This is a genomic window from Streptomyces sp. NPDC060031 (assembly GCF_042736805.1).
Taxonomy (GTDB): Bacteria; Actinomycetota; Actinomycetes; order Streptomycetales; family Streptomycetaceae; genus Streptomyces.
The window spans coordinates 1-11,143 of record NZ_JBHWVM010000044.1 but is presented as its reverse complement, the minus strand read 5'-3'; the positions used below and the strand labels follow the sequence as shown (position 1 = coordinate 11,143).

At 72.6% G+C, this 11,143-nt stretch carries 8 protein-coding genes and 2 pseudogenes; 3 read left to right on the top strand and 7 right to left on the bottom strand.

Annotated elements, in window-relative coordinates:
* Positions 1–17: 17 nt before the first annotated feature.
* Positions 18–1,541 (bottom strand): MFS transporter, encoded by a 1,524-nt coding sequence (locus ACFWB8_RS20505; protein ID WP_385228687.1) that lies wholly within the window; start codon positions 1,539–1,541, stop codon positions 18–20.
* A 59-nt stretch (positions 1,542–1,600) separates the two neighbouring features.
* Complete coding sequence (locus ACFWB8_RS20500) at positions 1,601–2,158, bottom strand: TetR/AcrR family transcriptional regulator (protein ID WP_385228684.1); 558 nt, start codon at positions 2,156–2,158, stop codon at positions 1,601–1,603.
* Positions 2,159–2,250: 92 nt separating this feature from the next.
* Between ACFWB8_RS20500 and ACFWB8_RS20495 the strand changes: the two genes are divergently transcribed.
* Positions 2,251–2,418, top strand: coding sequence for a DUF6126 family protein (locus ACFWB8_RS20495; RefSeq protein ID WP_385228681.1), 168 nt, complete (start codon positions 2,251–2,253; stop codon positions 2,416–2,418).
* Between the two features lie 29 nt (positions 2,419–2,447).
* Here the strand turns inward: ACFWB8_RS20495 and ACFWB8_RS20490 are convergent, their stop codons facing one another.
* The 3 genes from ACFWB8_RS20490 to ACFWB8_RS20480 form a co-directional block, all read right to left on the bottom strand.
* On the bottom strand, positions 2,448–2,708 hold the full coding sequence (locus tag ACFWB8_RS20490) for a DUF6158 family protein (protein WP_385228678.1): 261 nt from the start codon (positions 2,706–2,708) through the stop codon (positions 2,448–2,450).
* A 58-nt stretch (positions 2,709–2,766) separates the two neighbouring features.
* The gene (locus ACFWB8_RS20485; protein ID WP_385228675.1) at positions 2,767–3,678 is read right to left on the bottom strand and encodes a LysR family transcriptional regulator; all 912 of its coding nucleotides are present in this window, start codon (positions 3,676–3,678) and stop codon (positions 2,767–2,769) included.
* Between the two features lie 226 nt (positions 3,679–3,904).
* Positions 3,905–7,126, bottom strand: coding sequence for a TIM-barrel domain-containing protein (locus ACFWB8_RS20480; RefSeq protein ID WP_385228672.1), 3,222 nt, complete (start codon positions 7,124–7,126; stop codon positions 3,905–3,907).
* Between the two features lie 612 nt (positions 7,127–7,738).
* Here ACFWB8_RS20480 and ACFWB8_RS20475 point away from each other — a divergent pair.
* Together ACFWB8_RS20475 and ACFWB8_RS20470 are read left to right on the top strand one after the other, a co-directional pair.
* Positions 7,739–8,545 (top strand): annotated as a pseudogene (locus ACFWB8_RS20475) (VanW family protein); the annotation flags it as partial.
* Between the two features lie 88 nt (positions 8,546–8,633).
* Positions 8,634–8,747 (top strand): annotated as a pseudogene (locus tag ACFWB8_RS20470) (anti-sigma factor); the annotation flags it as partial.
* Between the two features lie 405 nt (positions 8,748–9,152).
* Here the strand turns inward: ACFWB8_RS20470 and ACFWB8_RS20465 are convergent.
* Positions 9,153–9,821: a response regulator gene (locus ACFWB8_RS20465; protein WP_385228669.1), complete on the bottom strand. Its 669-nt coding sequence runs from the start codon at positions 9,819–9,821 to the stop codon at positions 9,153–9,155.
* Positions 9,818–11,002 (bottom strand): sensor histidine kinase, encoded by a 1,185-nt coding sequence (locus ACFWB8_RS20460; RefSeq protein WP_385228666.1) that lies wholly within the window; start codon positions 11,000–11,002, stop codon positions 9,818–9,820. Before ACFWB8_RS20460 ends, ACFWB8_RS20465 begins: the two co-directional genes overlap by 4 nt.
* Positions 11,003–11,143: the final 141 nt, after the last annotated feature.

Below are 11,143 nucleotides of genomic sequence, written 5' to 3'. Positions count from 1 at the left end.
CGCCGCCGCAGCCTGCCTCAGTGGTTCTCGGTCGGCTGCAGGTCGCGCGGGATCAGCGACCAGGTGGTGGCCGCGGCGACGACCGCGAGGGCTCCGGCCAGCAGGAACGCCGGGGTGATCGCCAGGGTGTAGGCGTGCGAGGCCGCGTCGAGCAGGGTGCTGCCGACCTCGCCGCCGATCCGCTCGGCCGTGTGGGCCGCCTCGCCCACGGAGTCCCGTACCGCGCTCATGGTGGAGCTGTCCAGGTCGAGGGCCGGGAGGTTGCCCCGGTAGAGCGCGGCGGCCGTGGAGCCGAGGATGGCCACGCCCATGGCCGAGCCCAGTTCGTAGCAGGTCTCCTCGATGGCTGCCGCGCTGGAGACCTCGTCCGCGGGGGCCGAGGACATCAGCGTCACCGAGGCGACCGTGGTCGCCAGGCCGGCGCCCAGGCCGATGATCGTCAGGGCGACGGCGAAGGCCGGGTAGCCGAGATCGGTGAACTGCTGGAGGGTCCACGGCAGGGCCATGCCCACGGCCAGCACCACCAGGCCGGCGCCCAGGACGTGCCGGATCGCGAAGCGCTGCATGAGGGTGGGGGCCATCATCGAGGCGCAGATCAGGGCGAGCGGCGCGGGCAGCAGGCGCAGGCCCGCCTCCAGCGGGGTGTAGCCCTGGCCGTACTGGAACCACTGGGTGACGAGGAAGAGGATCGCGCCCATGCCCACCATGGGCAGGAAGATCGCGGTCGCCGCGACGCTGAAGGCGGGCTTGGTGAACAGCCGCACCTGGAGCAGCGGGTTGGCCAGGCGCAGCTGGCGGCGGACGAAGATGGTCAGCGTGACCGCGGCGACGACGAGCAGGGCCCAGGGCAGCGGGTCGCCGATGCCGCTCTTGCCGAGCTGCTTGATGCCGCCGGCGAGGGCCAGCATGCCGACGATCGACTGGGCGACGCCCCACCAGTCCCAGCTGCCGGCGGAGCGCGGGGAGCGGGATTCGGGAAGGTAGCGCAGGCCGGCCGCGACGATGATGGCGGCGACGGGGAGGTTCAGGAGGAAGGCGGAGTGCCAGCCGTAGTCCTGGACGAGGAGTCCGCCGACGACCGGGCCGAAGGCCATGCCGCCACCGAAGACGGCGGCCCAGACGGCGAGGGCGAAGGCGCGTTCCTTGGCGTCGGTGAAGACGCTGCGCAGGATCGACAGGGTGGAAGGCATGATCGCCGCGCCGCCGATGCCGAGGAGGGCGCGGGCCGCGATGACGTGCCAGGCCTCGGTGGAGAACACCGCTATGAGCGAGGCGACGGAGAAGATGCCGAAGCCCGCCATCAGAAGCCGCTTGCGGCCCCAGCGGTCACCGAGGGCGCCGGCGGTGACCAGCAGGCCGGACAGGGCCAGCGCGTAGATGTCGATGATCCACAGCTGCTGTACGGCGCCGGGCTGGAGGTCGCCGACGAGCGAGGGGAAGGCCACGTTGAGGATCGTGGTGTCCATCGAGATGAGCAGGAGGCTGCCGGAGAGGATCGCGAGCACGATCCATCGGCGCGGATCCGGCGTGGGGGTGTGCATGGAGGTTCCGTTCGGGAGGGGTGCGCGGGGCTGCGCTGGGGGGCTGCCCCGCGGCGGGACTACGCGGCGGAGGCCCGGGTTCCGCTGAGGAAGGAGGTCAGGACCAGATGGCCGGCCCGGCGGCGTGCGAGGTGCCCGTCGCGCACGCCTTCGGCGGCGGCGTCGAGCAGACCCCAGAGCGAGTACCAGATCCAGTACGGGGGCAGGTCGGCGCGCAGGCGGCCGAGCCGCTGGCCGAACTCGAAGAACGCCAGGGCCCGCTGGTCCTGGCGCTCGATACCGGCCCGGAACTCGGGATCGGCGAGCACGGTGGCGTCGCGCGAGGTGAACCCGTACAGGTGGACGGCGGGCAGCAGGTCGGTGACGAGCTGCTCCAGCGCGGCGTCGAAGGCCGGGCCGTCGGCGTCCGCGGGCAGGTCGGCCGGGGTCAGGCAGCCGTCGACCACTTCGATCGCCCGGACGGCGACGGCCTTGAGCAGTGACTCGCGGGTTGCGTGGCGACGGCTCAGTGTGGCGCGGCTGGTACCGATGCCCGCGGCGATGTGGGACATCGAGGCGCTGTGGTCACCGGCGAGGACGCGCGCGGCGCCGTCCAGCAGTTCGTTTTCTTCCACCATAGTGAGCCTCCTTCGCCTCAAACGATACATTTCTGTCTCACATGAGGCAAATTTGGCCACTCAGGCGATGCGGAGAGCCGTAGGCTGTCCAGGTGACGGACACCAGTGAGGAACGCGGCCGCGACCCCATCGCCGCGAAGAACGAGAAGTGGAAGGAGAACGGCGTCGCACTGCGCGCGTTCTTCTACATCTTCGGAACCCACCTGTTCGCGGGGTTCGTCTGGCTGCTCTTCCTGCTGGGCAAGCACGCCGAGAAGTAGCCCCCCTGCGCGGAGCGGCCCGCGGACCGCTACGGGTGGCCGTCCTCTTGGTCCGCGGCCGTACGGGCACGGGCGCCGGATCGCGTGCGGCCCGGCGTCTGGGCCCGCTCCGGGTGGCGGCGCACGTACTCGTGCTCCAGCTCGTTCATCCGCTGCGTGTGCGTGACCAGCGCGTCTTTGGACCCGTGCAGCAGGGTCTCGTGGCGCGTGCGGTGGATGGCCTCGAGCTCCTTGAGCAGTCGGCCCTCCTCCAGCTCGCGCGCGGACGGACCGCCCTCGTGCTCCGCCATGGCAGGTACACCTCCTCCTCGGCCGGGCCGGGCGCACCGCCCGCCCCTGGTCCCTCCATCATCCGCCGGGGACGGCGGCCCGCGCTCGGCAGCTTCGGGCGACCTCGTCGGCGAAGACGCGGGCCGGCGGGCTGAGGGCCGTCCAGCGGCGCACGGCCCACCCCACCGCGAGGGGAGGCAGTGCGGGGACGGGCACCAGGCGCAGCGGGCCGTCGGTGCCGGGGACCTGCCAGCCGGGCAGGGCGGGCACGACCGCGTGGCCCAGGCCCAGTTCGGCCAGCAGGAGGGCGGTGTCCCAGTCGGCGACGCTGGTGTCGGAGGTGATCCGGATGCCGGATTCCGCGAGGGCGGCGTCGAGGTGGGCGCGGGAGGCGGAGTTCTCGGGCAGCCGGATGTGGCGGACGGCGGCCAGCTCGGCCGGCTCGATGCGGGGCCGGGCGGCGAGGGGGTCGTCGGCGTGGACCGCGAGCACCCAGGGCAGGTGCATGACGGGGCGCTGTTCGATGCCGCGGACGGGGGCGCCGATGGTGATCCAGGCGAGGTCGAGGTCGTCGGCGGCGAGGGCGTCGAAGCAGCTGCGGCTGGAGTTCTCGGTCTGGAACTCCAGGATCACCTGAGGGTGCTCGCGGCGGAAGGTGACGACGGCCTCGGCCATGAAGTGCCGCACGGTCGTCGCGCCGGTGGTGACGCGGACCGAGCCGGCGCCGCCGCGGACGAGGTCGTCGAGCCGGCGCAGGGCGCCGTCGAGGCCGGCGATCCCGTCGGCGGCGGCCGCCCACAGGATCCGCCCGGCCTCGGTGGGGACCACGCCGCGCGCATGGCGTTCCAGGAGGCCCGCGCCGGTCTGCTTCTCCAGGCGGCGGACGTGCTGACTGACGGCGGACTGGGTGCGGCCGAGGTCACGGGCGACGGCGCTGAGGCTGCCGGCCCGGCAGACGGCGACGAAGACACGGAGGTCGTCGAGGGTCATGAACCCCAAGCTATCACTTGGGTGTTGGGAGGAAATCGGAGGATTGACTTGGGTGTCAGGGTGAACAATGATCTTCACAGAGACCGGGCGGCAACCCGTCCCCGGCTTCGTCACGGTCCGGACCTTGACGAGGGGGAAGGGGACGGGTGCCGACCCATCGGCCGTGGGGGGCGGTCAGGGCGGGGGGATCAGGGCGTCAGGACAGGGGTCAGGATCAAGGCCAGGATCAGGGCGTGAAGGTCCAGCGCTGAGCCGCGGAGTCGTCGCAGGCGGCGCGGGTGAGCTTGGTGCCGTTGGCGCTGCCGCCTCCGACCGGGGCCAGGCATTGCCCGCCGGTACGCAGGCTGGACTGGGGGCCGGCCTGCCAGGTCTGACCGGAGCTTGCGTTGCAGGTCTGGATGGTGACGCGCGAGGCACCCGTAGCGTCCAGGCAGACTCCGCCGAGGCCGGTCAGACGGCCGTCGCCCTGCAGGGTCCAGCGCTGGTTGGGGCCGCCGTGGCAGGTGTACAGGGCGGGTTCCGTGCCCGGTGTGGTGGCGCTGTACGGGAGGTCCAGGCATGCGGCGGAGGCCGCGTTGACGAGGGTGGCGTCGGCCGGGAGCGGGGCGGCCCGCCCGGTGAGCGTGATCTCGGCGGCGCTGCTCCAGGGGCCGCGGCCGCCGGCTTCGGTCAGGGCCTTGAGGCGGAGGTAGCGGCCGGTCCGTGCGGCCAGGGTGACGTCCTTGCGGGCCGCCGTGTCGGCGAACGTGCCGCCGGCCACCGGGGAGCCCCAGTCGGTGGTGGTGTCCGAGACGTACACCTCGTAGCCGCCGATCCGGCCGTTGACGCCGCCGTCCTGGCGGGGCAGGTAGCCGAGGCCGTCGACCGCGTAGCGGGCTCCGAGGTCGATCTGGACCTCGTGCGGGAGCGGCGCCGGGGCGCCGGAGGACCAGGCGGTGTGCCAGATCGTGGCCGGGTTGCCGTCGAAGGCATTGCGGGCGGCGCCGTTCTCGCCGCCGCTCTCCTGACTGTCGGCGGAGACCAGGGTCCAGGCCGACTGCGCGATCGGGGCGGAGCCCGCCGGGATCGGGTCGGCCGCGGGGACGGTCGTGGCGGTGGCCGTGACGTTGAAGGCGCCCGCCTTCGAGCCGGTCTTGACCCAGAGGACGCCCCCGCGGTCCGCCGCGTCGAAGTACCAGCCGGTCGCGGCCGCGTCGTAGGCGGACTTCGAGGACTGGCGGGCGAGCGCGGCGCCGTCCGCCGTGACCGTGCCGGGGGCGGTGGCCACGTGGAGGGTGAACTCGTAGCCGCGGGCGGCCGGCTTGCCGGTGTAGCTGCCGGCCGGGGCGCCGACGGAGACGCTGACCGTGCCCGAGCCGGTGGCCGGGGCGGTGACGTCGACCTTCTGGCGGGCGTACGCGCCGGACTGGTGGGCGCGGGTGAGACCGTCGTCCTCGTACAGGCTGAAGGAGGAGGTTCCGCGCGGGTGGATGTCGTAGGTGAGGGTGGAAACGGGCTTCTCGCCGGTGTAGTTCATCTGCGGCCACATCGGTACGATCGCGCCGCCCTTGACGAACAGGGGCAGGGTGTCGAGCGGGGCCCGGTAGCCGTTCAGCCAGCCCGGTCCGGCGTACGTCTTGCCCGTCCAGTAGTCCGTCCAGGTCCCGGCGGGCAGGTAGATGCCGTCCCGTACCGAGGTGTCGGAGACGACCGGCGCGACGAGGAAGGAGTCGCCGGCCATGAACTGGCCGCTGGTGAGGTTGCCGCGGGCCACCGGGTCGTCGGGGTACTCCAGGACCATGGCGCGGGTACTGGGTACGCCGCTCTCGTGCGCGACCCGGCTCATCGTGTACAGGTACGGCATCAGCCGCATCTTGAGCTGGAGGTACTTGCGGTTGATGGACAGGTACGGCTCCGCGAACCGCCAGGGCTGCTTGTCCTGGTAGCCGGCCGCGGGGTTGGTCGCGCCCCAGCCGGACATGGTCATGAAGGCCGGGGTGAAGGCCTTCCACTGGAGGTCGCGGGCGTACGTCTTGGGGCTGCCGCCGAAGATGCCGTCGATGTCGCCGGAGGCGTAGTTGATGGCGGACAGGCCCGCGCCGGCGATGGCGGGGACGTGCCAGCGCATGTCGTCCCAGGTGCCGTTGGTGTCGCCGGTCCAGACGACCGCGTTGCGCTGGGTGCCGGCCCAGCCGTCCACGGTCCAGACGTAGCGACGGGCGTCGGAGTTCTTCTCGATGCCGTCGACGGCCTGCTGGACGCCGTTGAAGGCGTACTTGTAGCCGCTGCCGATCCAGGCCACGTCGGTCTTGACTCCGCGGGAGCCGGCCACGGAGACCTCGTCGGTGATGGAACCGAGTCCGGTGGAGGTCCACAGCCCGGTCTGGAAGCCCTTGGCCTTGAGCGCGTCGACCGTGGACTTCAGCGGAGCGGTGTAGCCACAGCCGTAACCGTCGTTGGGCAGGAACCAGCCCGAGGGCATGTCGGCGGCGCGGGCGTCGGCGGCGTAACCGGCCACGTCCGGGGTGGTCAGGTGGCGCAGGCGGTTGTGGTCGCCCTGGTAGTCGGGGTTGGAGGCGTTGAAACAGTCGGCGTTGCCGAGCTCGAAGCCCCACATCGGAGCCATGAACGGTTTGCCGCTGACGTCGGTGTAGGCGTCGAGGACCGACTTGAGGGAGCCGCCGGTGAAGTACCAGGCGTCGAAACGGCTCTCGTTGTGGGTGAGGGTGGTGGGGGCGTTGAATCCGTAGGAGCCCGGGGCCCAGGTGTTGCGCATGACGCCGTAGCCGTTGGTGGACATGTAGAAGGGGGCGGGACTGGCGTTGTTGTTCTCGCGCCATTTGTTGTCCACGGCCACCGGCACGGTCTTGCCGCGCAGCGCCCATTCGCCCAGTCGCAGGCCGGTTCCGTAGAACTGCTCGTCCGCGCCCCGGGCGAGGTACTGGGTGGTCTGGCTGCCGGTCCAGGAGGTGGGCTGGGTCTCCTGCCAGACGAGGGTGGAGTTGTCGGCGCGATAGACGGAGAACTGCAGGGGCGACTTGTTGACCCGGATGGACAGGGCTCCGGTGGTGATGCGGTAGTACGCGCCGGCGTCGGTGTAAGCGGGACTGACGGGGCCGAAGTCGGTGGTGGGGGCGAGGTCGGAACCGGCCGGGTCGTTGGTGAAGGCCCCGTCGGGCGAGAGCCAGAGCCGGAAGATGTCCGCGCGGGCGACGACCACCCGGGCCTTGGCGCCGCTGGACGCGGTAACGGTGAAGGTGTTCCCGGACTGGGTGAATCCGGTGACGTTGCCGGCCGTGGCCGCGGGGGCTGCGGAGGCCGCCTTGGCGGGCGTCACGGCCGGTCCCGCCGCGGCCAGCCCCGCCACGGCGAGGGCGGCGGCGAGCAGCGCCGCGGTGCGCCGCCTGCCCGGCCCCCGGGGCCGGCTCCTGCGGATGCGGATCAGTCTCAAGGGGGTCATGGCGCTCATCGGGCAGCTCCTCGTGCGGTCCGGGTCACGGACACACCGCTTTGGCATGCTCCCGGCAAGATAGCGCTCCACGCGCTCCGTTTGAAGGAAGTTGCTCGAAGTCGCGTCAGATCGAGCATCTTTGAGCATTCACCCTGTGGCGGGTCCTGGACGCCCCGCCCCTGCTCGAACCGGGCCCCCTCGGGGGACCTCAGAGCTTCAGCACAGTGGGGCGCGTACGCCCACGTACCGGATGGGCACGCCCAGGAACAGGGCGTCGGTCCGGTAGGTCCACAGGTCGCCGTGCGGGCTCCCGCACGGTGGCGGCGGCCTTCCGGCTCCCGGCCGCACGCCCTGGAGCGGGCGCGGGGGCGTGTGGAAAGCCACATTTTTGCCCGGTTTTGGACATAGGGGTGAATGATTGATCCCGTTCGCGCCGACACGCCCGGGAGAGACATGCGACGCCCCCACAGCACCCGCACCGCCTGGCGGGCCGCCTTCGCGGCCGCAGGCATGGCCGTCGCGCTCTTCCTCGGCGGCATCGGCGGTACGAACGCGCACGCGGCGTCGGGAGACGGTGCGGTCAGGCCGGACGCGGCGGCCGTACCGCCGGCGGCGTCGGGCCCCATACCCGAGGCGGCCCGCCGGCTCGGGATCAAGGAGGAGATGTCCTCCTTCACCGTGAAGTTCCCGGTCGCCGCCTATCGCACCACGAACATCGGGCGCGCCGTGGAACGGATCGACGGCAACGTCATCATGCCCGGCAAGGCCTGGAGCTTCAACAAGACGGTCGGCGAGCGGACGCCGAAGAACGGCTTCGTCGACGGCATCATGATCAATGACGGCCGGTACGTGAAGTCCCCCGGCGGCGGGGTCTCCGCGGTCGCGACCACCATGTTCAACGCCCTGTTCTTCGCGGGCGTCAAGCCGCTGGAGCACGGGGCCCACTCGTTCTACATCGAGCGGTACCCGGAAGGCCGCGAGGCCACCGTGGCGTGGGGCACGCTCGACCTGCGCTGGCTGAACGACTCCGGCCACCCGATCTACATCCGGGCCCGGTCCACCGACCACTCGGTGACGATCACCTTCCTCGGCACGAAGCGCTTCGACGCCGTGCGAGCCGTCCGAGGGCCCCGCACCCACGTCACACAGCCGGCGACGCGGGAGGCCTCCGGACCCGACTGCGAGGCGCAGACCCCGTACGAAGGCTTCGACGTCGAGGTCGACCGCCTCCTCCTACGGGACGGCCGTGAGGTCGGGCGGGACACCTTCCGCACCCACTACACACCGCGTGACAAGGTCACCTGCGTCGCCCCGGTGGCATCCCCCACCCCGACGGCCGGCGCCGCATCCCCCACGCCCACGGCCAGTGCCACACCCACCACCCCGGGGGCCCGGCCTGCGACGTCCGGGGCACGTACTCCCGCCGGAAGGCCTTGACCCTCGCCTCGACGGCCGGCCGTACGCCGACCACCGGGCGAGCACCTCACCCACGACGCCTCTCAAGACGGTCGTCCACGTCGATGGCATCGAACCCGCCGAGGCCGTCCCCGGCATCACGCGCCGCCGGCTGCCAACGACGGGCCTGGCGCGGGGCTGGCTGATCGACTTCGCGCCGGGATCCGAGTGGCCGGAGGCCGACGTCCGTTCCCGGCCCGCCACCCGCTGCCGGTGGATCCCTGGCCGGCAGGGGCGACGGCGGGCGCCACCGCCAGGACCGGCGGAGCCGGCGAGGTGTGCTGGTGTCCGCACGGGTCGAAGGCCAGCACCACCGGCAGGCCGGGGCGCTGGCGCCAGGAGATCCGCTCCGGGCCGTTGCCGCACACCGGACAGCGGGGCAGCGGGCTCGGCTCCGGCCGACACGCGGGGGCGGCCGCGAGGGGCGTGGGGTGCGGATCGCGCATGGCGGCTCCCTGGTCGTGCGGTTGGGCTGATCGCACTCTGCCATGGACCGGGCCCGGTCCGCACGGGCGAATCATCCAGTGTTTTTGCTGGTCAGGGGTGTGCTCCCCCGGAGGATTCCGGGCCTCTTACGGGCGCTTGGTGATCAACCGCACTCCCGCCCGGCCGCCACGAACCCCGACTCGTACGCCGCGATCACCGCCTGCGCGCGGTCTCGTACGCCCAACTTGCCGAAGATGCCCGTGATGTGGTTCTTGACCGTGGAGACGCTGATGTCCAGGTCCCGGGCGATCTCGGCGTTGTCGAGCCCGCTCGCCAGCAGGTGCCAGATCTCCAGCTCCCGCGGGGTGAGTTCGCCCGCCATGGCGGCGGGCTGCCGCGGGGGCCGCGCGGGAGCCCGTACGTAGGTGGAGATCAGCCGGGTGAGCAGGCGCGGGGCGACCGCCGCCTCGCCGCCGTGGACGGTTCGGACGGCGGCGCCCAGCTCCTCCGGGGAGACGTCCTTCGGCAGGAAGCCGTAGGCGCCGGCCCGCAGCGCGGCGACGACGTACTCGTCCATGTCGAAGGTGCTCAGGGCCAGCACCCGGGACTCCGGCAGGAGCCGGGCCAGCTCCTCGGTCGCCTTGACCCCGTCGAGTACCGGCATCCGGATGTCCATGACCACCACGTCGGGCCGCAGGCGCTGCGCGAGGGCGACGGCCTCGGCGCCGTCCCCGGCCTCGCCCACGACCTCGAACTCCGGGTCGGGGGCCAGGATCAGTGCCAGGCCGCGGCGCACCAGCGGCTGGTCGTCGGCGATGAGTACGCGGATCACAGTTCCCGCTCCCCTCCCTCTCCCCCTCGTTCGTCGCCCGCCGGCCCGGACCCGGCCGGCAGGCGGGCCGCGACCCTGAAACCGCCGTCCCGCAGCGGGGCGGCTTCCAGGGTGCCGCCGTGCAGGGCGACTCGTTCACGCATTCCGATCAGACCGTACCCGGCGGGGGCGGCCGGGTGCTGCTCAGCCGGCTGCCCGCCCGTTCCGTCGTCGCGCACCTCCACGGTGACTTCGTCCGGGCGGTACGTCAGCCGTACCTCGGCCCGTGCCTCCGCCGCGTGCTTGCGGGTGTTGGTCAGCGCCTCCTGGACGATCCGGAACACGGTCAGCCCCACGGTCGGGGGCAGCGGCCGCACCGGTCCGTCCACGGTGAACTCGGTGTCCGTCCCGGCCTGCCGGGCTTCGGCGACGATGCGATCGAGGTCCGCCGCCCCGGGCTGCGGCGCCGGCAAGCCCTGCTCCGGTTCCTCCCCGGCCCGCAGTACGTCGAGCAACTGCCGCATCTCGCGCAGTGCCAGACGGCCGGAGCCCTCCAGCGTGACCAGGGCCTCGCGGGCCGTCTCGGGGTCGTGCGCCAGGTTGGCCCGGGCTCCGCCGGCCATCAGCTGCATGGTGGTGATGTGGTGGGCCACGATGTCGTGCAGTTCGCGGGCGATCCGGCGCCGTTCCTCGGCCACCGCCCGGTCGGCCAGCAGGACGCGGTTGGCCTCGACCTCGCGCTGCCAGCGGTTGGTGGCCACTCCCCCGGCGATGACCAGCGCGGCGGCCACCGCGTTGGCCGCGACGGCCCAGCCTGAGGGGAGCAGCGTTCCGCCCTGGCCCACCGACGGCATGGGCACGGTGGCGAGGAAGGCCGCGGCCACCACGGCGGGTCGGCTGAACCTGGCCACCGAGTAGAGGGCGACCACGAGGGCGAGGCCGAAGTGCGGTGACACCCCCGGGGTGGCCAGGTTGGGTACCACGCCCAGGGCCAGCACGGCCGCGAGCACGGCCGCCGGGTGGCGGCGCCTGGCCGGCAGGGCCAGTGCCGACGCCACGAGGGCGAGCGCGGCGCTCACCGCGAGGAACGGTCCCTCCGGCCGGCCGCCGACGGAGAAGCCCACCAGTTCCCCCGCGGCGATCCCGATGGCCAGCAGTGCGTCGTTGCGCGTCCAGAGCAGCCTCGCGGTGTCCTTGGCCATCGTTGCCGTTCCTCCCCCGTCGGCCGCCCCTCCCGGCCCGTGCCGGAGGCCGCGTACCGCCGTCCCTCGTGGTCCATTCTGGCAGCGGGGCCGGCCGGCGGCACCGGCCCGTGGGCGGAGGCCGGACCAGGACCCGGGTCC

Excerpts from the sequence above, each read along its gene's own strand:
- ACFWB8_RS20505 (WP_385228687.1), bottom strand. The coding sequence starts at position 1,541 with ATGCACACCCCCACGCCGGATCCGCGCCGATGGATCGTGCTCGCGATC.
- ACFWB8_RS20500 (WP_385228684.1), bottom strand. The coding sequence starts at position 2,158 with ATGGTGGAAGAAAACGAACTGCTGGACGGCGCCGCGCGCGTCCTCGCC.
- ACFWB8_RS20490 (WP_385228678.1), bottom strand. The coding sequence starts at position 2,708 with ATGGCGGAGCACGAGGGCGGTCCGTCCGCGCGCGAGCTGGAGGAGGGC.
- ACFWB8_RS20485 (WP_385228675.1), bottom strand. The coding sequence starts at position 3,678 with ATGACCCTCGACGACCTCCGTGTCTTCGTCGCCGTCTGCCGGGCCGGC.
- ACFWB8_RS20480 (WP_385228672.1), bottom strand. The coding sequence starts at position 7,126 with ATGAGCGCCATGACCCCCTTGAGACTGATCCGCATCCGCAGGAGCCGG.
- ACFWB8_RS20460 (WP_385228666.1), bottom strand. The coding sequence starts at position 11,002 with ATGGCCAAGGACACCGCGAGGCTGCTCTGGACGCGCAACGACGCACTG.